At 74.0% G+C, this 20,060-nt stretch carries 21 protein-coding genes and 1 riboswitch; of the genes, 8 read left to right on the top strand and 13 right to left on the bottom strand.

The window, feature by feature from the left end:
• Positions 1-108 precede the first annotated feature (108 nt).
• Positions 109-513 (bottom strand): hypothetical protein, encoded by a 405-nt coding sequence (locus AB0D28_RS27285; protein WP_357390347.1) that lies wholly within the window; start codon positions 511-513, stop codon positions 109-111.
• A 418-nt stretch (positions 514-931) separates the two neighbouring features.
• Between AB0D28_RS27285 and AB0D28_RS27280 the strand changes: the two genes are divergently transcribed.
• Together AB0D28_RS27280 and AB0D28_RS27275 are read left to right on the top strand one after the other, a co-directional pair.
• Positions 932-1,291, top strand: a complete 360-nt coding sequence (locus AB0D28_RS27280; RefSeq protein ID WP_354872311.1) for an STAS domain-containing protein — start codon at positions 932-934, stop codon at positions 1,289-1,291.
• Positions 1,292-1,392: 101 nt separating this feature from the next.
• On the top strand, positions 1,393-1,845 hold the full coding sequence (locus AB0D28_RS27275; RefSeq protein WP_357390345.1) for an SRPBCC family protein: 453 nt from the start codon (positions 1,393-1,395) through the stop codon (positions 1,843-1,845).
• A gap of 23 nt (positions 1,846-1,868) precedes the next feature.
• Here AB0D28_RS27275 and AB0D28_RS27270 read toward each other — a convergent pair whose 3' ends face one another.
• The 4 genes from AB0D28_RS27270 to AB0D28_RS27255 all read right to left on the bottom strand — a co-directional run bounded on the left by AB0D28_RS27270 (position 1,869) and on the right by AB0D28_RS27255 (position 7,392).
• Positions 1,869-2,942, bottom strand: a complete 1,074-nt coding sequence (locus tag AB0D28_RS27270; RefSeq protein ID WP_357390343.1) for a hypothetical protein — start codon at positions 2,940-2,942, stop codon at positions 1,869-1,871.
• 4 nt (positions 2,943-2,946) lie between these two features.
• Positions 2,947-3,077, bottom strand: a riboswitch (cyclic di-AMP (ydaO/yuaA leader).
• Positions 3,078-3,220: 143 nt separating this feature from the next.
• The gene (locus AB0D28_RS27265) at positions 3,221-4,135 is read right to left on the bottom strand and encodes a cation diffusion facilitator family transporter (protein WP_357390341.1); all 915 of its coding nucleotides are present in this window, start codon (positions 4,133-4,135) and stop codon (positions 3,221-3,223) included.
• Positions 4,136-4,239: 104 nt separating this feature from the next.
• Entirely contained in the window at positions 4,240-6,354 is a 2,115-nt protein-coding gene (locus tag AB0D28_RS27260; protein ID WP_357390339.1) for an AAA family ATPase, read from the bottom strand.
• Positions 6,355-6,477: 123 nt separating this feature from the next.
• Positions 6,478-7,392: an alpha/beta hydrolase gene (locus tag AB0D28_RS27255; RefSeq protein WP_357390337.1), complete on the bottom strand. Its 915-nt coding sequence runs from the start codon at positions 7,390-7,392 to the stop codon at positions 6,478-6,480.
• Between the two features lie 147 nt (positions 7,393-7,539).
• Here AB0D28_RS27255 and AB0D28_RS27250 point away from each other — a divergent pair, with 147 nt between their 5' ends.
• A complete protein-coding gene (locus AB0D28_RS27250; protein ID WP_357390335.1) occupies positions 7,540-8,178 on the top strand; it encodes a carbonic anhydrase in 639 nt (212 codons plus the stop codon).
• A 21-nt stretch (positions 8,179-8,199) separates the two neighbouring features.
• Here AB0D28_RS27250 and AB0D28_RS27245 read toward each other — a convergent pair whose 3' ends face one another.
• Complete coding sequence (locus tag AB0D28_RS27245; protein ID WP_013287842.1) at positions 8,200-8,529, bottom strand: hypothetical protein; 330 nt, start codon at positions 8,527-8,529, stop codon at positions 8,200-8,202.
• Positions 8,530-8,855: 326 nt separating this feature from the next.
• Between AB0D28_RS27245 and AB0D28_RS27240 the strand changes: the two genes are divergently transcribed.
• From AB0D28_RS27240 to AB0D28_RS27230, 3 genes are read left to right on the top strand one after another with little or no spacing between them, the layout of a single operon-like run.
• Positions 8,856-9,347, top strand: a complete 492-nt coding sequence (locus tag AB0D28_RS27240) for a DUF3145 domain-containing protein (protein WP_135241468.1) — start codon at positions 8,856-8,858, stop codon at positions 9,345-9,347.
• Between the two features lie 33 nt (positions 9,348-9,380).
• Positions 9,381-11,105 carry a glycoside hydrolase family 3 protein gene (locus AB0D28_RS27235; protein ID WP_357390333.1) on the top strand — a complete coding sequence of 575 codons (1,725 nt, stop codon included), beginning with the start codon at positions 9,381-9,383 and terminating at the stop codon, positions 11,103-11,105.
• A 54-nt stretch (positions 11,106-11,159) separates the two neighbouring features.
• Complete coding sequence (locus AB0D28_RS27230) at positions 11,160-11,381, top strand: hypothetical protein (protein ID WP_357390331.1); 222 nt, start codon at positions 11,160-11,162, stop codon at positions 11,379-11,381.
• 94 nt (positions 11,382-11,475) lie between these two features.
• Here AB0D28_RS27230 and fabF read toward each other — a convergent pair whose 3' ends face one another.
• The 5 genes from fabF to AB0D28_RS27205 form a co-directional block, all read right to left on the bottom strand.
• Positions 11,476-12,702, bottom strand: coding sequence for a beta-ketoacyl-ACP synthase II (fabF, locus tag AB0D28_RS27225; protein WP_357390329.1), 1,227 nt, complete (start codon positions 12,700-12,702; stop codon positions 11,476-11,478).
• A 2-nt stretch (positions 12,703-12,704) separates the two neighbouring features.
• Complete coding sequence (locus AB0D28_RS27220; RefSeq protein WP_007072348.1) at positions 12,705-12,944, bottom strand: acyl carrier protein; 240 nt, start codon at positions 12,942-12,944, stop codon at positions 12,705-12,707.
• 83 nt (positions 12,945-13,027) lie between these two features.
• On the bottom strand, positions 13,028-13,972 hold the full coding sequence (locus tag AB0D28_RS27215) for a beta-ketoacyl-ACP synthase III (protein WP_357390327.1): 945 nt from the start codon (positions 13,970-13,972) through the stop codon (positions 13,028-13,030).
• Positions 13,973-15,142, bottom strand: a complete 1,170-nt coding sequence (locus tag AB0D28_RS27210) for an acyltransferase domain-containing protein (protein WP_357390325.1) — start codon at positions 15,140-15,142, stop codon at positions 13,973-13,975.
• Positions 15,143-15,239: 97 nt separating this feature from the next.
• A complete protein-coding gene (locus AB0D28_RS27205) occupies positions 15,240-16,514 on the bottom strand; it encodes a helix-turn-helix domain-containing protein (protein ID WP_357390323.1) in 1,275 nt (424 codons plus the stop codon).
• 104 nt (positions 16,515-16,618) lie between these two features.
• Here AB0D28_RS27205 and AB0D28_RS27200 point away from each other — a divergent pair, with 104 nt between their 5' ends.
• Positions 16,619-16,948: a hypothetical protein gene (locus AB0D28_RS27200; protein ID WP_357390321.1), complete on the top strand. Its 330-nt coding sequence runs from the start codon at positions 16,619-16,621 to the stop codon at positions 16,946-16,948.
• A 58-nt stretch (positions 16,949-17,006) separates the two neighbouring features.
• Here AB0D28_RS27200 and AB0D28_RS27195 read toward each other — a convergent pair whose 3' ends face one another.
• Positions 17,007-17,675: a hypothetical protein gene (locus AB0D28_RS27195; protein ID WP_357390319.1), complete on the bottom strand. Its 669-nt coding sequence runs from the start codon at positions 17,673-17,675 to the stop codon at positions 17,007-17,009.
• A gap of 191 nt (positions 17,676-17,866) precedes the next feature.
• On the opposite strand from AB0D28_RS27195, the gene AB0D28_RS27190 reads away from it, so the two are divergent.
• Positions 17,867-18,466: a copper resistance protein CopC gene (locus tag AB0D28_RS27190; RefSeq protein WP_357390317.1), complete on the top strand. Its 600-nt coding sequence runs from the start codon at positions 17,867-17,869 to the stop codon at positions 18,464-18,466.
• Between the two features lie 148 nt (positions 18,467-18,614).
• On the opposite strand, the gene gltX is transcribed toward AB0D28_RS27190, so the two are convergent.
• Positions 18,615-20,024 (bottom strand): glutamate--tRNA ligase, encoded by a 1,410-nt coding sequence (gltX, locus tag AB0D28_RS27185; protein ID WP_357390315.1) that lies wholly within the window; start codon positions 20,022-20,024, stop codon positions 18,615-18,617.
• Positions 20,025-20,060: the final 36 nt, after the last annotated feature.

Below are 20,060 nucleotides of genomic sequence, written 5' to 3'. Positions count from 1 at the left end.
TACCAGCAGCGCGTACACGGTCATCGTGCCGCCCACCACCGGTCGCACCCGCGCAGGCCCTGGTCCGGCAGGTCGTGTCCGACATCCGACTCGGTGGCGCGTCTGGGGTCAGCCGTCCAGGCCGGCCGGGGAGTTCGGCCGGTCCACGTCCACGAACTCGATGTCGTCGGCGGCGCGGTCCCGGCTGCCGGCGGCGCGTGCCGCGGTGCCGGCGGCCCAGCCGATCGCCGCGCCGGCGAGCGCCGCCGCGATCAGCAGCGTCCAGGGCAGCGCGGGACGGCGGCCGGCGAGCGCGTCGAACGCGAGACCGGCCCGGCGGCGTGCCTCCTCGGCGGCGGAGCCGACCAGGTCGGTGGCGTCGTCGGCCAGGCCGGAGGAGCTGCGGCGGGCGGTCCGGGTGGCGTCGCGCATGCTGTCACCGGCGGAACCGACGGCGGAGAGCAGGTGCTGCCACGCCTGGTCGGCGACCCGCTCGGCCTTGCCCCGGCGGTCCAGCAGGTTGGTTCCGAACATCGTTCTACCTCCTCGGGTGCCGAAGGCCGGCGGCCACTTCGGACTCCGGTGTCCATCCGGCGGTCACTGTCCCGGGCAGTGCCCCACCGGACCCGGCGGCAAACCACGCCCGGGTCATGGCGGGTGCGGCCGGTGAACGGGACGAAGCACCCGAACGCGCCGGGACGGGTGCGGACGGGACGTGCGTGCGCCAGCTACCCTGGTCCGCGGGATCGGCGGGCCCGCCCGGTCGCACGGTTGGCCGTGGCCCGCCACAGGGGGAAACTGGAACCCGGTGGTCCGGATTGGGTACGCCCAGGTGTGCCCAGTTCGCGAATTGCTCATCCCGGGGGGTGGCGACCGGGGCGTGGGAGGAATACTCTCGGTCGCGGCCCGCGTACTGATGAGGCGCCCGTCATGGGCGAGTGGAGGTGCTCGCGTGAGCCTGTCGATCGTGAAGTCGGTGCGGCCGGGTGGTGTCGTCGAGATCGCGCCCCGTGGGGAGATCGACGTCGACACCGCGTACGAGGTGCGGGAAGCGATCGCCGAGGTGCTCGCGAAGGCCCGCCCCGCGCGGATCGAGCTGAACATGCGGCTTGTCACGTTCATCGACTCGGTCGGCATCAGCGCCATGGTCGCCGGCTTCCAGACCTGCGAGGTCAGCGGCGTCAAGCTCGTGGTCACCGAGCCGAGCCGGTTCGTGCACCGGCAGCTCTGGGTGACCGGCCTGCTCGGCCTCTTCGGCGCGCCCGAGCCGTGGTTCGCCGACGACACCCCCGAGGTGCTGCCCGGCGCCTGAGCGCCGTTCGCACCCCCTGCGGCCAGGGGACCTTCTACCCGTTGCCAGTCCGGCGTCGGTACGGGACGATCGTCGCGACGCACGACGGCGAGGGGGCCCGCTTGCAGAGCAGCGACAGCTTCAGCTACACCGTGCAGGCCCGGTGCAGCCGGGCCGAAGCGGTGGCCCTGCTAGGCGACCTGAGTCGCCAGGGTGAGCTGCATCCGCTGATCGTCCGGGTCCGGAAGCTGCCGGCCCGGCCCGGCGCGCTGGCCAGCTACGCGATCACCGACCGGCTGCAACTCGGCCCGCTGCACTTCCCGGTGACCTACCAGGCGGACGTGCTGATCGCGAGCGAGGACGAGGTGGTCACCGTCGCCCGGCAGCAGCCGGCGACGACCGTACGCAACCACACCCGGCTGCGCGACGAGGACGACGGCACGGTACGCGTCGAGGTGGAGATCACGCTCACCGCGCCGGCACCGCTGTTCGGGTACGCGTTCCGCCAGGCCCGGGCGGCTCACCTGGGCCTGGCGGCGCGTCTCGGAGCGACCCTGGAGGGCCGGCCGGCCTGATCCGGCCGGCCCCTTCCGGGCGCTCAGTACACCGACAGGTGCACGTGGTTGGTGTGGTCGCTGGACGGGTCGCCGTTGCCCCCGCTGTACGACTTCCACCCGCTGCTGGGCAGCCAGATCTGCTTGAACCAGATCACGTAGAGCACGGCGAGCGGGTCGGCGTTGCGCACGAAGTACGCGGCCAGGTTGTTGCCGTACGTCCGGTCGCCGCCGGAGGCCACGCCGCCGAAGCCGTTCTTCTGCGCGGCGAAGTCGCAGGCCCGCCCCTTCGGGTGCTCGCCCGAGCCGCTGGGCCGGTGGCACGAGACGTACCTGGTGAAGCCGGCCGCCTTCGCCTGTTGCAGCGCGTGCAGCGTGCGCGGGGTGATGCAGCCGTTGGCCGGGGTCGGGTCGTTGACGCTGCACGACTCCGGGGGCCAGGAGCCGTCCGAGTTGCGCGGCGCCGGCTTCGCGTTCTTGGTGGAGGTGCCCTGGACGCTGCCGCCGCTGCTGCTGCGCGTGGCGCGGTCGTTCGCCACCTCCAGGGCGCGCTCGGCCTGCTCCTTGCGCTTGGCCATCACCGTCACCTGCTTGCGCTGCTCGCGGATCTCGCCGTCGAGCTGGGCGCGGGTGCGGGTGGCCTGGTCCCGGGTGGCGATCAGGTCGCGCAGCGTACGGTCCTCGTGCGCGGCGACCTGTTCCAGCGCGGCGGCCCGGTCCATGAAGCCCTCCGGGCTGCTGCTGCCCAGCAGCACCCCGGCGGTGCCCAGGCGGCCGTTGCGGTACGCCACGGCGGCGATCTCGCCGACCTTGGCGTCGCGTACGGCCAGCTCGGCGCCGACCGTCTTGAGCTGTTCGTTCAGTTGCTTCTGGCGGCTCACCGACCGGTTCAGCGCGGCCTTGGCCTCCAGCCAGCCCTTGCTGGCGGCGTCGAGCTGGGCACGCAGTTCGGGCGTGCCGCCCTCGTCGTCGCCGCCGGGCGCGGCGGCGAGCAGGCCGGTCGCCGGCCCCGCCGAGGCGGGGGAGACCGGAACAGTCGCGACGCCGAGGGCCAGCGTCGCGACGAGCAGGGCCGCCAACCGGGCGGCTGTCCGTCGTACAGGTGCCACGTGGGGCATTCACACGTCCTTCCGTCAACGCCGACCGGGTTAGCTGACGGGTTCGGGACGGAAGATCCCTACCGCTGACGCGGATGCACCCCACGTACGTGGTTCCCCGGCTCGTCCCTGCGGACGATTAGGCGACGGCCGCCCCACCGGGGCCGGTGGCGTCCGCGGGTGCGGCCGCGACCGACACTACCGGCGCTGCCCGGGCGTGGCTCGGTGGAGCAACGCCACTAGGTGGGGCAAAACCGGCATAAGACTACAACAGCCACAGTGATTTAAGTCTGCCCTAATCACCACTCGGTCTTCCCGCACACGCCGGCCGACGCTCCGGGTTCGACCTGCAACGTGGCGTGATCGATGGAGAAGTCCTCGTGCAGGGCGGCCCGCGCGGCGGCCAGCACCTGCCCCGGGTCCACGCCCGGGTCGGTGGTCAGGTGCGCCGAGGCCACCTCCATGCCCGAGGTGAGCGTCCACACGTGCAGGTCGTGCACCTCGGCCACGCCGGGTACGGCGGCCAGCCGGTCGTGCACGGCGGTCACCTGGAGGTGCTCCGGCGCGGCCTGCACCAGGATGCGCAGCGCGGCCCGGCCGAGCCGCCAGGTGCGCGGCAGGATGAACAGGCCGATCCCGACGGCTACCAGCGGATCGGCCCACCACCAGTCGGTCGCGGCGATGACCAGCGCGGCGGCGATCACGCCGAGCGAGCCGAGCAGATCGCCGAGCACCTCCAGGTACGCCCCGCGCAGGTTGATGCTCTCCTTCGCCCCGGCGCGCAGCAGCGCGAACGCGACGATGTTGGCGAGCAGGCCGAGCACCGCCACCACGAGCATCGGGCCGGCCAGCACCTCCGGCGGCTCGCCGAACCGGCGTACCGCCTCGACCAGGACGTAGAGCGCGACGGCGCCGAGCAGCACGGCGTTGGCCAGGGCGGCGAGCACCTCCAGCCGGTAGAGCCCGAACGTGCGCTGCGGGTCGGTGCCGGCGCGGCGGGCGGCGGTGATCGCGGCCAGTGCCATGCCGATGCCGAGGACGTCGGTGAACATGTGCCCGGCGTCGGAGAGCAGCGCGAGCGAGCCGGTGGTGAAGGCGGCCACCGCCTCGACCACCATCAGGACGGCGAGCAGCGCGAAGGCGGCCCAGAGGCGGCCCCGGTGGCGGTGTGCCGCGTTGGCCACCGCGCCGCTGTGGTCATGACCTGCGCCCACGCCAACACCCTTCCTGCCCCGTACCGGCCAGGCCCAATGTATGTTCACATCGCTATGTATGCAACTGAACTGTGGGTGACGTCAGGGGCGCGGACGGGTGTCCCTCAGAGCGGGTCGAGCGTGGTGAGGCGCTGGGTCGCCCGGGACAGCGCCACGTAGAGCGTGCGTACCCCCGAACCGGGGTCGGCCCGGATCTCACTCGGCGCCACCAGCACCACGCCGTCGTACTCCATGCCCTTCGCCTGGAGGCTGGTGACCACCTGGAGCCGGCTCGCGCCGAGCGCGCCCAGCCAGCCGGCCACCTCGTCCCGGCGCGGCACCGGCGTGATCACACCAACGGTGCCCTCCACCTGCGCGAGCAGCGCCTCGGCCGCCTCGACGGTGGCCGCCGGCAGGTCGGCGGCGGGCACCGTGCGCTCGACCGGCGGCACGCCGGTGGACCGCACCGCGTCGGGCAGCGGCAGGTCCGGGTAGAGCCGGCGGATCTCCGCCGCCGCCACCGCGAAGATCTCCGCCGAGTTGCGGTAGTTGGTGGTCAGCTCGTAGCGGTGCCGCTTGCGTCGGCCCAGCGCCTGGTCCCGGGCGCGGTCCAGCTCCTGCGGGTCGCCGGTCCAGGCGGTCTGCGCCGGATCGCCGACCACCGTCCAGGACGCCAGCCGCCCGCGCCGCCCGACCATCCGCCACTGCATCGGCGAGACGTCCTGCGACTCGTCCACCACCACGTGCGCGTAGTCGCGGTAGTCGGCCGGACGCTCCCGGGCCGCCGCGCGGGCGGCACGCTGCCGGTCGGCGTACGTGCTCAGCTCGCGCACGCCACCGGCGAGCTGGTACGGGTCGCGCCTGGGCCGGGCCCGCTGCACGGGCTTGCCGAGCAGCGCGTCCAGCTCGTCGAGCAGCGCGATGTCCGCCACGGTCAGCCCGTCGGTCCCGAGCGTGCGGTACGCCTGCCCGAGCAGCCGGATCTCGGCCGAGGAGAGGATCCCCCCGGCGTAGCGGCGCAGCCGGTCCGGGCGGGCCAGCCAGTCCAGCACGTGCCGCGGGTGCAGCCGCGGCCACCACGCCTTGAGGAACTCGCGGAACTCCGGCCGCTCGATGATCTCGTCCTCGAACGCCGGCTGCTCCGGCAGCCGGCCCACCCGCAGCGTGCGGGCCTGCGCGTAGAGCGCGGCGAGCACCGCGTCGAACGCCGCCCGGCGCACCTCGTTGCGGCGGGCGCCCCGGGCCAGCGTCCGGTCCCGGACCGCGTCCAGCGCGGCGCGCTCCAGGCGCAGCAGCTCGCCCCGGTAGAGCAGGCGCAGCTCGGCCGGGGAGTCCGGCACCGCGTCGCGGACCGCGCGTTCCAGCACCCGGCGCATCCGCAGCGAACCCTTCACCGCCGCCACGTCCGGCGGGTCGGCGCGGGACGCGGACAGGCCGGGGAACAGCGAGCCGAGCGAGTGCAGCGTGGCCGTCTCCTCGCCCAGCGAGGGCAGCACCGAGGCGATGTACTCGACGAACACGCCGGACGGGCCGACCACGAGGATGCCGCCGCCGGCGTACCGGGCCCGGTCGGAGTAGAGCAGGTACGCGGCCCGGTGCAGCGCCACCGCCGTCTTGCCGGTGCCCGGGCCGCCGGAGACGATCGTGACGCCGTTGCCGGGGGAGCGGATCGCCTCGTCCTGCTCCCGCTGGATGGTGGCGACGATGTCCCGCATGCCCCGGCCGGTGGCCCGGGACAGCGTGGCCAGCAGGGCCCCGTCACCGACCACCGCCATGTCCGGCGGCGCGGCCTCCGGATCCAGCAGGTCGTCCTCGATCCGGGTGACCTTCTCGGAGGCGGACTGGATCGTGCGCCGGCGCACCACGCCGCGCGGCTCGGCGGGCGTGGCCTGGTAGAACGCGGCGGCGGCGGGCGCCCGCCAGTCCACCACCAGCGTCTCCGCGTCCACGCCCCGCACGCCCAGGCGGCCGACGTGCAGCACCTGCCCGGTCCGCAGGTCCAGCCGGCCGAACACCAGACCCTCGTGCTCGGCGTCCAGCACGTGCCGGCGCTGGGCGGCGTGGAAGACCATCGCGTCCCGCTCGACCAGCGCGCCGAAGTTGCCGACCCGGGCCAGCAGGTAGCCCTCCCGCTCGGCGTCGGCCGCAGACCGGCGCAGTTCGGCCAGCCGGGCGTACACCCGGTCGAGGTGACGCTGCTCGGCGGCGATCTCCCGGTCCAGCGTGGTCTGGTCGGTCAACGCGGATGCTCCTGTGTTCGGAGGGCACGACGGGCTGAATGAGGGTACGGGCCGCCGGCAACCGGCACACCGGGGCATGCCGCGCACGTGGCGTACGTCGGTGCCGCCCGCGTGCGGGGACGCTCAGCGGCGGACCGCCGGGCGGTCGGCCAGTACCCGGTCCAGCACGCCGGCCAGAGCGGCGTTGACCTTCTCGGGGCGCTCCATCATCAACATGTGCCCGGCACCCGGGCAGACGGTCAGCTCCGTGGTGGGCAGCGCCGCCGCGATCGACTCGGCGCAGGGCGGCGGGGTGAGCCGGTCCCGGTCGCCGACCAGCGCGGCGGCCGGCAGCCCGCCGAGCGCGGCGAGCGTCTCCAGCCGGTGCTGGGCGCCGATCGAGGCGCGGAAACCGCCGATCGAGCGCAGCGTGGCCCGGGCCACCGCCGAGGTGACCAGCCGGATGTCCGCCGGGTCGCAGCGGTCGCCGAACAGCATCCAGCGGATGCTCGGGCGCAGCGCGCGCAGCAGCGCGTGCGGGGGCCGCCAGCCGCCGCAGCGGGCCAGCACCCCGGCGCCTGTCGTCTCGGCCAGGCGGATCAGCCGGGTGATCCGGGGGGAGAGGCCGTACGCGGTGTGCGTGTGCCCCTCGGCGGTGGTGGAGACGAAGACCAGCCCGGCGGTACGCGCGGCGAACCGGTCGGGGTGCCGGTGGGCGTACTCCATCACCGTCATCCCGCCCATCGAGTGCCCGACCAGGACGATCGGACCGGCCGGGACGATCTCGTCGATCACCGCGGCGAGGTCGTCGCCGAGCTGGGCGAGGGTGGCGTCGCGCAGCGCCAGGCAGCTCGACCGGCCGTGGCCGCGCGCGTCGTAGGTGACCACGCGGACCCGGCCGCCGAAGCGTTCCCGCAGCTCGGCGACCTGGCGGTGCCAGCTGCGCCCGTCGAGCGTCCAGCCGTGCAGCAGCACGGCGGTGACGTCGGCGTCGACCGGCCCGGTGACGGACACGTGCAGCCGTACGTCGTCGGGGAGCCGCAGTTCCAGGTCCGGCATCGTCCACCTCCCGGGCCCGCCGATGTGTGTCCACCGGATGACCCGGCGGTGACACCGGCGTTACCCGCCATGAGACCACGGCAACCGGTCCGGAGAGAAGATTCCCGTCCGGCCCCACGTCGTCGGATCGGTGACCAGGCTGGAGACATGCCGACCACCAGTCCGCGTGCCGCGCTGGCCGAGCTGCTCGCCGGCAACCGCCGCTTCGTCAGCGGGCAGCCGGTGCACGGGCACGACGTCACCGCCGCCGCGGCGGTGGCCTCCGGCGACCAGCAGCCGTACGCGGTGGTGCTGGGCTGTATCGACTCCCGGGTTCCGTTGGAGGCGATCTTCGACCAGACGTTCGGTTCGATCTGCGTGATCCGTACCGGCGGGCACGTGCTGGACCGGGCCGTCCGCGGCTCGATCGAGTACGTGGTGGAGCAACTGGGCGTACGCCTGGTGATGGTGCTGGGCCACGAGCGCTGCGGCGCGGTCGGCTCGACCGTCGAGGCGCTGCGCGCCGGGCGGCGACCCGGCGGGGACCTGGCGTACGTGGTGGACCGGATCGCCCCGGCGGTGACCGACGTCGGGGTGGACGACCCGGACGCGCACCCGCTGGCCATCCGCCGCCACGTCCGGCGCACCGTGGCCGCGTTGCGCCGCGACGACCGGCTCGCCGGTCCGGTGGAGGCCGGTGAGCTGGCGGTGGAGGGCGCCCTCTACGACCTGGCCACGGGCGAGGTGGCGCTGCTGCCGCAGGAGCAGACGCGAAACCGCCCGCCGGGTGATCCCGGCGGGCGGTAGCGGTGGTGCGGGTGAGGGTGCTCAGCCCTCGAAGACACCGGCCTCGACCAGGCGCTTCTCGGTGGCGTCCCAGCCGTGGTCCGGGTAGGACGCGGCCAGGCCGTTGATCTCGGCGCGGATCTTGGCGGCGTGGCCGGCGGCGGCCAGCACGCGGATCTCCTCGACGAAGGCGTCGGAGTCGGTGCGCAGGTGCGCGGTCTTGCCGTTGGTCAGGTTGCGCACGTAGGCGTGCTTGCCGCCGTTGAGCGGGATCAGGTACTTGAACTCGCCCAGCACGCTGAGGGCGCCACCCTGGCCAGCCTGGCCGGCCCGGACTGACGCGCGCGCGGTCTTAGAGGTGTTGCTCGCCACGGAGGTACTCCTTGCAGACGTACGGTGGGGACGGAAGCCGTCCGGGGGCTGTGCGGATGACGCCCGGATGAGCGCCGGCCCGCGAAGATGTACGGCGGCACAGAACCGCCCAGAGAACTGTACACGACCACGACACCTGGCTGGTGATCGCGGCGTCAGAGGGCACAACCAGGTCCGCCGCCCGGGTATTTCCCGCCCCCGGGGTCCGGCGAATTTTCCGATTCGCTGGCGCACCACCAGTCACAACAGTCATCATGTGTGCCAGGGACCGCTCGGCAGGACGAGGTCGTAGGGGAAGACGCACCTCGGCTCACCGGGAGGTCACCGTGCCAACGCGTGGCGTCGTATACGTCCACTCGACCCCGCTCGCCGTGTGCTCGCACGTCGAGTGGGCGATCGCGCGCGTCCTCGCCGCGCCGGTCAACCTGCACTGGACGGCGCAGCCCGTCGATCCGGGCGCCCGTCGCGCCGAGTGCGGCTGGACCGGCAGCCCGGGGACCGGCGCGGAGCTGGCCGCTGCCCTCCGGCAGTGGCCCATGATCCGTTTCGAGGTCACCGAGGAACCCAGTCCCGGCGTCGACGGCGAGCGCTTCATGTACGTGCCGGGTCGGGGCCTGTTCCGGGCCGCTGTCGGCGCGGCCGGCGACATCCAGCTCGGCGAGGACCGGCTGCGCAGCCTGATGGCCGCCGCGCGCGGCCCGGAGGCGCTGGCCCACGCCCTGGACAAGGCGCTCGGCACCGCCTGGGACGCCGAGCTGGAGCCCTACCGGTACGCCGGTGACGGTGCGCCGGTCACGCTGCTCACCCGGGTCGGGTGACGAAGGTCGAGTTGCCCCGATACGGTGGGCCGCGTGTCGATTTCCTCGCGGCGCTCCGCCGTCGCGCTCGCCGCACTGACCGCGCTGCTCGTCTCCGGGTGCTCGGACGGGCCGGACCGGCCCCGGCCCGCGCCGTCGAGCCCGGCGCCGTCGTCGGCCGCGCCGGCGCCGAGTGACCCGCCGACCGCCGACCCGGCCGCCCGGGCCGCCGCGCTCGTCCGCACGCTGAGCGACGAGGACCTGGTCGGGCAGGTGCTGATGCCGTACGCGTACGGCAGCTCGGCCACCGAGGTCTCAGCCGGTTCGGCGGCCGGAAACCGGGCGCTGGCCGGTGTCGACACCCCCGCCGAGATGGTGGCCAAGTACCGGCTCGGCGGGGTGATCCTGGTCGGCTTCAGCGCCGACGACCCGACCTCGGGCAACCAGGCCACCACGAACGTGGACAACCCCAAGCAGGTCCGGGCGCTCACCGACGGGCTCCGCGCCGCCGCCGGCAAGCTTCCCGCCGGCTCCGCGCCCTTCCTGATCGGCACCGACCAGGAGTACGGCGTGGTCACCCGTATCACCGACGGGGTGACGCTGCTGCCCAGCCCGCTCGCCGCCGGCGCCGCCGGGAACCCGGCGCTGACCGAGGCCGCGTGGCGGGCCGCCGGGGCCGAGCTGGCCGCGATGGGCATCAACCTCGACTTCGCCCCGGTCGCCGACGTGCTGGCGACCCGCAGCACGGTGATCGGCTCCCGCTCCTTCGGCGCCGACCCGGCGACCGCCTCGCCGCAGGTGGCGGGCGCGGTACGCGGCCTGCAGGCCGAGGGCGTCGGCGCGGTCGTCAAGCACTTCCCCGGGCACGGCCTGAGTGCCGACGACTCACACACCGAACTACCAGTGATCAAGCAGTCCCGCGCCGAGCTGGACCGCCTCGCGTTCCCGCCCTTCCGGGCCGGGATCGGCGCCGGCACGATGGCGGTCATGTCGGCCCACCTGGACGTCAGGGCCGTCGACCCGGGCACCGCCGCCACGTTCTCCCGCAAGCTGCTCACCGACGTGCTGCGCGACCAGCTCGGCTTCCAGGGCGTGGTGATCACCGACGGGATGAACATGGCCCCGGCGAAGAAGTGGTCCCCGGGCGAGGCGGCCGTACGCGCGCTCAACGCCGGTAACGACCTCATCCTGATGACCCCGAACGTCAAGCAGGCGTACGACGGGCTGCGCGCCGCGCTCAAGGACGGCTCGCTGCCCCGGGCCCGCCTGGTCGAGGCGGTCACCCGGGTGCTGACCATGAAGTTCCGGCTGGCCGGGCGGGACACGCCCGCGCTGTCCACGCTGGGCGGCGCCGCCCACCACAAGGCCGCCGACGCCCTGGCCACCGCCGCGGTGACGGTGCTGCGCGGAAAGTGCGGCGGCGCGGTGAACGGACCGGTGAGCGTCACGTCCTCCGGCGGCCGGGAGCGCACCCGCAAGCTGCTGACCGACGCGCTCACCGCGGCCGGGGTCAAGGTGGTGCCCTCCGGCGGCACCGTGGTGCACCTGGTCGGGTACGGCGACGGCGCGAAGGACCTGCGCGCGGACGCCGCCGTGACGGTGGCGATGGACACGCCGTACGTGCTGTCCGGGGCGAAGTCGCCGACGCTGATGGCCACCTACTCGTCCACCCGCGCCTCGATGACCGGGCTCGCCGCGGTGCTCGCCGGCAAGGCCCGCCCGGCCGGCCGCTCCCCGGTGCCCGTCTCCGGCCTGCCCGCCACCACCTGCCGTACCTGACCGCCGCCGTAACTCGGGTGCGGCCCGGGGCGGCCGGCTGGCAGGGTGGCGCGAATGGGAGAGGCAGCACACGGTTTCCGCTACGTCGAGCGCGCCGACGGCACGGTGGTCATCACGCATCACGGCCGGGTCGCCGGCACGCTTCGCGGTGGCCGGGCCGCGCAGTTCCTGGCCGAGGTCGGCGACGATCCGCAGCTGACCATGGCCCGGTGGACCGGCAACTACCGGCACGGCAACGAGCGGACCGCCCGGCAGCACCCCCGCAACCGCCGCTGAGGTGTAAGGAAGGGCCCCCTCTTAACGCCTGCGGTAGAGAAAGGGCCCCTTCTTAACAGGCGACTGTTAAGAAGGGGCCCTTCCTTACATCCGATCAGGGGCGGGTGAAGACCAGCGCCACGTTGTGCCCGCCGAAGCCGAACGCGTTGTTCAGCGCCGCCGGGATCTCCATGTGACGCGGCTTGTGCGCGGCCACGTCCAGGGTCAGGCCCTGGTCCGGGTCGTCCAGGTTGATCGTCGGCGGGATCACGCCGTCCCGGATGGCCAGGATGGTGGCGATCGACTCCAGCGCGCCGGCCGCGCCGAGCAGATGCCCGGTCATCGACTTGGTGGCGGTGAGCACCGGGTGGTCGCCGATCGCCTGGCGCAGCGCGCCGATCTCCAGCATGTCGCCGACCGGGGTGGAGGTGGCGTGCGCGTTGACGTGCACGATGTCGGTACGGGCCACGTCCGCGTCGGCGACCGCCCGGGCGATGGCCCGGATGGCGCCCTCACCCTCGGCGTGCGGCTGCACGATGTCGTACGCGTCCGAGGTGATCCCCGCGCCGGCCAGGCGCGCGTACACCCGGGCACCCCGGGCGGCGGCGTGCTCGGCCCGCTCCAGGATCACCACGCCCGCGCCCTCACCGAGCACGAAGCCGTCGCGGCCCGAGTCCCACGGCCGGGACGCCCGCTCCGGCTCGTCGTTGCGGGTCGACATGGCCCGCATCGAGCTGAAGCCGGCGATCGGCAGCGGGTGGATGACCGCCTCGGTGCCGCCGGCCACCACCACGTCGGCCCGGCCGGCGCGGATGATGTCCAGCCCCAGCGCGATCGCCTCCGCGCCGGTGGCGCAGGCGCTGGCCACCGTGTGCACGCCGGCCTTGGCGCCCAGTTCCAGACCGACCCAGGCGGCCGGACCGTTGGGCATCAGCATCGGGATGGTGTGCGGGGAGACCCGCCGCGGTCCGGACGCCTCCAGGATGTCGTCCTGGGCGAGCAGGGTGGTGGCGCCACCGATGCCGGAGCCCACGCTCACCGCCAGCCGCTCCGGGTCCGGCGCGGCGTCGGTCAGGCCGGCGTCGGCCCACGCCTGCCGGGCGGCGATGATGGCGATCGCCTCCGAGCGGTCCAGCCGGCGCAGCTTCACCCGGTCGAGCACCTCGGACGGGTCGACCGCCAGCTCGGCGGCGATCCGGACGGGCAGTTGCGCCGCCCACTCCTGGGTGAGCGCACTCACCCCGGAGCGGCCGGCCAGCATGGCGTCCCAGGTCGACGCGACGTCCCCGCCGAGCGGGGTCGTCGCGCCGAGCCCGGTGACGACGACGTCGGGGCGACTCATGGTCAGGACTGCGCCTCGATGTAGCTGACCGCGTCCCCGACGGTCTTGAGGTTCTGCACCTCGTTGTCCGGGATCTTGACGCCGAACTTCTCCTCGGCCGCCACCACGACCTCGACCATGGAGAGCGAGTCGACGTCGAGGTCGTCGGTGAAGGACTTCCCCTCGGCCACGTCGTCCGGGTTCACCCCGGCAACCTCTTCGAGGATCTCGGCGAGGCCGGCGGTGATCTCGTCACGGGTCATTACGGTTGGTTCCTCTCATCGGGGGTTACCGGTGGCCGGCGTCGCCGGCCACACGCCTCGGCGCGTTCGCGCCCGAGGGGGTCTCAGGGGCAGCGCACGACCTGACCGGCGTAGGTCAGACCGCCACCGAAGCCGAACAGCAGCACCGGGGCGCCCGAGGGCACCTCGCGCCGCTCGACCAGCTTCGACAGGGCGAGCGGGATGCTCGCCGCCGACGTGTTGCCGGACTCGACGATGTCCTTGGCGACGATCGCGTTCGGGATGTTCAGCCGCTTGGTGATGCCGTCGATGATCCGGGCGTTGGCCTGGTGCGGTACGAACGCGGCCAGTTCCGACGGGTCCACCCCGGCGCGCTCGCACGCCTGCAGCGCGAGCGGGGCCAGCGCGGTGGTGGCCCAGCGGAACACCGACTGCCCCTCCTGGGCGATGTACGGCTGCCAGCCCTCGATCCGTACCGCGTCGCTCTTCTCCGGCGCGGAACCCCAGACCACCGGCCCGATACCGGACGGCTCGTCGTCGGCGGTCGCGGTGACCACCGCCGCCCCGGCGCCGTCGGCGAAGATGATGCAGGTCGAGCGGTCGGTCCAGTCGGTGAGGTCGGAGAGCTTCTCCGCGCCGACCACGATCGCGTTACGCGCCGCGCCGGCCCGGATCGCGTGGTCCACCGTGCCCAGCGCGTACGCGAAGCCGGAGCAGGCGGTGTTGAGGTCGTACGCCGCCGGTGCGCTGATGCCCAGCTTGGCCGCGACCCGGCAGGCCACGTTCGGGCTGCGGTCCGCCGACGAGCAGGTCGCCACCACGACCAGGTCGATGTCGGCGGCGGTCAGGCCGGCGTTGGCGAGCGCCTTGCCGGCGGCGGAGGCGGCCATGTCGGCCACCGTCTCGTCGCCCGCGATCCGCCGGGTGGCGATGCCGACCCGGTCCCGGATCCACTCGTCGCTGGTGTCGACCATCTGTGCGATCTCGTCGTTCGTGACGACGCGGGAGGGCTGGTAGTGCCCCATCGCGACGATCCGGCTGCCGGCCATTTACTGCGTTCCTCCGATGCGGACGAGGGGCTGGCCCGGGGCGACCGGGTCGTCGTGGTGCGCGAGCCACTCGGTGAGCAGCCCGTTGTCGTGCGCGGTCACCTCGGCCGGCCCGTGCGGTCCGGCGACGTGGCCGAGGACCTGGCCGGCGCTCACCTCGGCGCCCTCGGCCGGCCCGGCCGACCGGTCGAGGCGGCCCGCGGCGGGGGAGACCACCACCCGGAACCACGGCGCGGGCGGGCGGGCGGCGGGGCCGGCGTGCCGGGCGATCAGCCGCCGTGCGGCGGGCAGGTCGGCCGGGGTGTTCAGGGTGACGATCTCGGGCGCGCCCTCGCCCTTGAGTTCCCGCTTGACCAGCCCGGCCAGCGTGCCGGCCGGCGGCAGTTCGATCACGCCGGTGACGCCGAGGTCGGCCAGCGTACGCATGCACAGGTCCCAGCGGACCGGGGCGGTGACCTGCCGGACCAGCCGCCGCATCGTTTCCGGGCCGTGCCCGACCGCCGCGCCGTCGAGGTTGGACAGCAGGATCCGGGCCGGGGCGGTGGCCGGGACACCGGCGGCCACCGCGGCGAGGGCGGTCTCGGCCGGTGCCATGTACGGCGTGTGGAACGCGCCCGCCACCTGGAGCCGGATGACGCGGGTCCGGGCGGGCGGCTCGGCGGCGAGCTTGTCCAGGCCGTCGAGCGGACCGGCGGCCACGATCTGACCGGCGCCGTTGCGGTTGGCCGGGTGCAGCCCGTGTGCCGTGAGCGCGGCGAGCACCTCCTCCGGGTCGCCGCCGAGCACGGCGGCCATCCCGGTCGGCTCCAGCGCGCAGGCGGCGGCCATCTCCCGGCCGCGTACGCCGGCGAGCGTCACGGCGGCCTCGGCCGGCAGCACCCCGGCCAGCGCGGCGGCGCCCAGCTCACCGACGCTGTGCCCGGCGACCAGCCCGACGTCGTGCATCGGCAGGTGCTCGGCGGCGAGCAGCGCGGCGGCGACCAGCAGCGGCTGGGTACGGGCGGTGTCCTTGATCTCGTCCGCGTCCGCCTGGGTGCCCAGGTGGATCAGATCCACCCCGGCCAGCGCCGACCACCAGCGCAGACGCGCCTCGGCGCCGGGAAGGTCGAGCCACGGCGCGAGGAAACCGGGCTTCTGCGAGCCCTGTCCAGGGGAGAGTACGGCGAGCACGTGTACGACTTTGACGGATCGCGGCGTGCCGCGCTGTAACGTACGGCACGAAACCGCACTAGAACCTTTGGAGGAAACCTACAAAGATCGTCGGATGTCATCGCCGATCGGAGGCCGTCGGCGCCACCGGGTCGAGCCGGCCCACCGTCACCGCGACCTGCAACGCGAACGCGTCGCGCGGGGCCAGCGGCGAGAAGCCGGTCACCTCGGCGATCCGCTTCAGCCGGTAGCGCACGGTGTTCGGGTGCACGAACAGAGCCCGCGCCGCGCTCTCCAGCGTGCCGCCGGCGGCGAAGAACGCGTCCAGCGTCTCCAGCAGCTCACCGCCGGAGCGGGCCAGTGCCGCGTACACGTCGTGGCGCAACCGGCGGCGGGCCTCGGTGTCCCCGGCCAGCGCGCGCTCCGGGAGCAGCTCGTCGGCGGCGACCGGGCAGGGCGCGGTCGGCCAGGCCGGCGCGGCCCGGAACCCGGCCAGCGCGGCCCGCGCCGACTCGGTGGCCTCGTCCAGGCTGGGCACCGCCGGGCCGACCACCACCGGCCCGTCCCCGAAGGCGGTACGCAGCTTCTCCGTGGCCGCCACCGGATCGGCCGCCCCGCCCAGCACGATCACCAGGCGGTCGCCGTGCACACCGCCGATCACCTCGACGCCGATCCGCCGGGCCTGCCGGTAGACGGTGTGCAGCACGGCGGCCACCTCGCCGCCGGGGGAGCGGCCCACCGCCACCGCCACCGGCGGCGCGTCCGTCCAGCCCAGCGCGGCGGCCCGGCTGGCCAGCACGTCGGGGGAGTCACCGCGCAGCAGCGCGTCGACCAGCAGCGCCTGCAACCGGGCGTCCCAGGAGCCGCGGCTCTCGGCGGCCCGGGCGTACACCCGCGCGGCGGCGAACGCGATCTCCCGGGAGAAGCGCAGCACCGCCTCCCGCAGTGACTGCTCCTCGCCCGGCACGGCCAGGTCCGACACCTGCTCCTCGACCACGTCGATGGTCACCTTGATCAGCGCCACGGTCTGCTGGAGGCTGATCGTGCGGGCCAGCGCCTGCGGCGCGGCGGCGAAGACCTCGTCCGACACCTCCTGGGTGCGGTCGGTCGCGCCGCCGCCCTGGCGCAGCCACTGCACCAGCGAGCGCACACCGGCCTGGGCGACGAGCATGACCCACGAGCGCTGGTCGGCCGGCAACTCCCGGAACCACGGCAGCGTCTCGTCCATCCGGGCCACGCTGGCGGTGGCCAGCCCGCCCGCCGCCCGTTCGATGCGGCGCAGCGTCGCCGACGTCTCCGTTCCGCCCGGTTCGCTCACCGCCCCAGCCTGACACGGCGTGACCAGCTGTTGCACGTCGAGGTGACGGGCCCGGGGCGGCGTGACGAGCCGCACCGGTACGCGCTGACGATCTTGTTCGGCCGGGCCAGTACGGTGTCAGGGCACGGCGGGCCAGACTCCGGCCGGGCAGGCGAGGGCGACGCGTGAGGGAGGCCGGGATGGCGCAGGGGGAGGCCGAGCACGGTTGCGCCCAGGGGGAGGCCTGCCGGCGGGGCCACGACCAGCCGGCGACTGCCATGCACCAGCGCCGGCCGTGCCTGCACCACCAGGGCGAGCAGCCGGCCGGCCGGTCGCCGGAACGCGGCGACGACGAGCCGGGCGTGCCCCGGCAGCGGGCGGCGGAGCCGGTGCACCTGGCCGACGACGGACCTGCCGACCCGAGTTGCCGCAGCGAGTTGGCGGGCTGGGCGGGCGCCCACCGGCACGGCGCGGTACGCCCGCGTAACCGCACGATCCGCCGCGAGCGTCCGCCGCGCCGCTGGTGCTGACGCGGCACCGACTGGGCTGATCCGGCTCCGGCCGGGTCGGGCGAGGCCCGGTCCGGCCTCAGCGGGTGCGGCGGCGGACCAGCAGCGCGATGCCGGCCAGCCCGGCGGTGATCACCAGCACGACGCCCACGTTGAGCAGCAGCAGCCGCTGGAGTTCGCCGAGCGCGGTGTCGAGGTCCTGCACCGGGTCGAGCGCCTCCTCCGGCAGTACCCGCTCCCCGCCGCCGCCGACGCCGCCGGCGAGCGTGTCGAACTGCGCCGGCATCGGCACACCGACCGAGCGCAGCGTCTCGGGCATGTTGAGCCGCCCGAAGAACCAGCCGGCCCGGGTGCTGCTCGAATCCGGCTGCTTGCCCGGCCGGTAGATCCGCGGACCGCCCTTTGCCAGCGGGAACAGGTCGTAGGTGCGCTGCGGGCCGGCGGCGGCGAGCACCAGCACCGTGTATTTCGGACCGAGGTCCTTGGCGGCCGGGCCGCGCAGCTGACCGGTCGTGCCCAGCCACTTGACCTGGTCGATCACCAGGTTGACCTCGTTGGGGCTGACGTCGGTGCGCAGTTTCAGCGGCGCGTCGAGCCGTTCGCCGGTGATGTCCACGCCGGTCGGGGCGGCCGGCTTGGGCTTGGGCGCGGCCTGGGCCGCCGCCGTGCCGGCCAGGGCCAGCGAGCACGCCAGAGCCGCCACGCTCCCGGTCACGGCGACCAGCAGCCGTTTCACCCTTCGGATCATCGCCGCCTCCTCGCCCCGTTCGATGGCTGGCTTCCGCTGCGGGTCACACTGGACCGGTGTCCACCACAAGACTCCGCATAACGGCGCTCGGTCGCAGCAGGTGGAAGAGTATTTGGAACTATCTGCGAGCTGAGACCGACCAACGAACGGTCGATGATCATCGGCCGGATCCTACCCGGACGGAGGGAACCATGGGGGGCAGGGTCGCCCGTGTGGCGCGTACCTGGGCGGTGGTGTTGGGGGTGGTGGCGGCGTCGGCGCTGCTGCCGGCCGCGCCGGCCGCGGCGCACAACTCACTCACCGGCAGCGACCCGCGCGACGGGGCCCGGCTGGCCGCCGCACCCGAGCGGATCGAGCTGCGGTTCCTGGCCACGCCGAAGGAGGCCACCACCGAGGTCACCGTGACCGGCCCGGACAACGTGGCCGCTACCGGCGGGGCACCGGCCTTCTCCGGCAAGCGGGTGAGCGTGCCGTTCCGGCCGGGTCCGGCCGGGCTCTACGTCGTGACCTACCGTCTCGCCTCGGACGACGGGCATCCGATCAAGGGAGAGGTCCGCTTCACCCTGACCACCGGCACCCCGCCCTCGGCGAGCGCGCCGCCGACCAGCGCCGCCCCCACCGTCAGTGCGGTCCCGACCAGCGCCGCGCCGTCCCCGGCGAGCCCCACCCCGGCAGCCGCCGGGGCGGACGACGGCGGGAGTACGGGCTGGCTCTGGGCGGCCGGGGCCGTGGTGGTGCTCCTCGCGCTCGGGGGAGGGCTGCTGGTGCGCCGCCGCGCGACCCGCCGCTGAACGGCGGCGAACACTCTCGGTGAGCCAGCGCGGAGCAACGACCGCTGCGAACGGATATGCCTCTGAGTCATAAAGATGATTCAGAGGCATATCGCTCACGAGGGATACCGCTGCCCGGCCGCGACGCGCCCGGACGCGGGCCGGTGGCTCAGACCAGGCGTACGCGGGCGGCGCGCAGCCGGGTCAGCGTACGGTCGCGGCCGAGCACCTCCAGCGACTCGAACAGCGGCAGGCCGACGGTGCGCCCGGTGACCGCGACGCGTACCGGCGCCTGCGCCTTGCCGAGCTTCAGCCCGCGCTCCGCGCCGACCGCCTCCAGCGTGGCCTTCAGCGACTCGGCGTCCCAGGACTCCAGCGCCTCGAACGCGACGATCGCGGCGTCCAGCAGCTCGGCGGCGCCCTCCTTCATCGCCTTGGCCCAGGCCGCCTCGTCGATCAGCGGGTCGGCCAGGAACAGGAAGTCGACGTTCGGCACGATCTCGCTGAGCACCGCGATCCGGGTCTGGGCCAGCGGGGCAACCGCCGCGAACGCGGCCGGGTCGAACTCGTCGGGCTGCCACGGCGGCGGGGCGATGGTGTCGGTGCCGGTGAGCCACGGCCGGCACGCCTCGACGAAGTCGGCCACCGGTAGTGCCCGGATGTAGTCGCCGTTGAACGCGCGCAGCTTCTTCTCGTCGAAGAACGCCGGGGACGGGTTGACCTCGTCCAGCCGGAACTCCTCCTCGATCACCGACCAGGGCACGATCTCCCGGTCGCCCGAGGGCGCCCAGCCCAGCAGCATCAGGTAGTTGCGCATCGCGTCGGCGAGGTAGCCCTCGTCCCGGTACGCCTCCAGCGCGACCTTGTCCCGCCGCTTGGACAGCTTCTGCCGCTTCTCGTTGACGACCACCGGCACGTGTGCCCAGATCGGCGGCTTCACACCGAGCGCGTCCCACAGCAGCTGCTGCTTCGGGGTGTTCGGCAGGTGCTCCTCGGCCCGGATCACGTGGGTGATCCCCATCGACATGTCGTCGACCACGTTCGCCAGCAGGAACACCGGGGAGCCGTCGCCGCGGGCGATGACGAAGTCCTCGATCAGTTTGTTCTCGAACGTCGGCTCGCCGCGGACCAGGTCGACCACCACCGTCTCGCCCTCGTCCGGCGTACGGAAGCGCAGTGCCCGCCCCTCGCCCGGTCCCAGGTCGCGGTCGCGGCAGAAGCCGTCGTAGCCGCGCTGCTGAGGCCCGGTACGCGCCTGCACGTCCTCGCGGGTGCAGTCGCAGTAGTAGGCCCGGCCGCCCTCGTACAGCCGCTGCGCGGCGGCTCGGTGCTCACCCGCGTACGAGGACTGGAAGTACGGCCCTTCGTAGCTGCCCCGCGCGATGCCGATCCAGTCGAGCGCGGACAGGATGCCCTCGGTCCACTCGGGCCGGTTGCGTGCCGCGTCGGTGTCCTCGATGCGCAGCACGAACACCCCGCCCTGCTGCTTGGCGAAGATCCAGTTCTGCAGCGCCGAACGGGCGCCGCCGACGTGGAACATACCGGTCGGGGAAGGGGCGAAGCGTACACGTACCGTCACGCCCCCCAGCCTACGGCGGGCCGCTACGGGTTTCCG

This window comes from Micromonospora sp. NPDC048169 (assembly GCF_040652815.1).
GTDB lineage: Bacteria > Actinomycetota > Actinomycetes > Mycobacteriales > Micromonosporaceae > Micromonospora.
The sequence above is the reverse complement of the archived record's forward strand: the minus strand, read 5'-3'. Positions and strand labels throughout refer to the sequence as shown.

Excerpts from the sequence above, each read along its gene's own strand:
- AB0D28_RS27285 (WP_357390347.1), bottom strand. The coding sequence starts at position 513 with ATGTTCGGAACCAACCTGCTGGACCGCCGGGGCAAGGCCGAGCGGGTC.
- AB0D28_RS27270 (WP_357390343.1), bottom strand. The coding sequence starts at position 2,942 with ATGCCCCACGTGGCACCTGTACGACGGACAGCCGCCCGGTTGGCGGCC.
- AB0D28_RS27255 (WP_357390337.1), bottom strand. The coding sequence starts at position 7,392 with ATGCCGGACCTGGAACTGCGGCTCCCCGACGACGTACGGCTGCACGTG.
- AB0D28_RS27250 (WP_357390335.1), top strand. The coding sequence starts at position 7,540 with ATGCCGACCACCAGTCCGCGTGCCGCGCTGGCCGAGCTGCTCGCCGGC.
- AB0D28_RS27230 (WP_357390331.1), top strand. The coding sequence starts at position 11,160 with ATGGGAGAGGCAGCACACGGTTTCCGCTACGTCGAGCGCGCCGACGGC.
- fabF (WP_357390329.1), bottom strand. The coding sequence starts at position 12,702 with ATGAGTCGCCCCGACGTCGTCGTCACCGGGCTCGGCGCGACGACCCCG.
- AB0D28_RS27220 (WP_007072348.1), bottom strand. The coding sequence starts at position 12,944 with ATGACCCGTGACGAGATCACCGCCGGCCTCGCCGAGATCCTCGAAGAG.
- AB0D28_RS27215 (WP_357390327.1), bottom strand. The coding sequence starts at position 13,972 with ATGGCCGGCAGCCGGATCGTCGCGATGGGGCACTACCAGCCCTCCCGC.
- AB0D28_RS27200 (WP_357390321.1), top strand. The coding sequence starts at position 16,619 with ATGGCGCAGGGGGAGGCCGAGCACGGTTGCGCCCAGGGGGAGGCCTGC.
- AB0D28_RS27195 (WP_357390319.1), bottom strand. The coding sequence starts at position 17,675 with ATGATCCGAAGGGTGAAACGGCTGCTGGTCGCCGTGACCGGGAGCGTG.
- AB0D28_RS27190 (WP_357390317.1), top strand. The coding sequence starts at position 17,867 with ATGGGGGGCAGGGTCGCCCGTGTGGCGCGTACCTGGGCGGTGGTGTTG.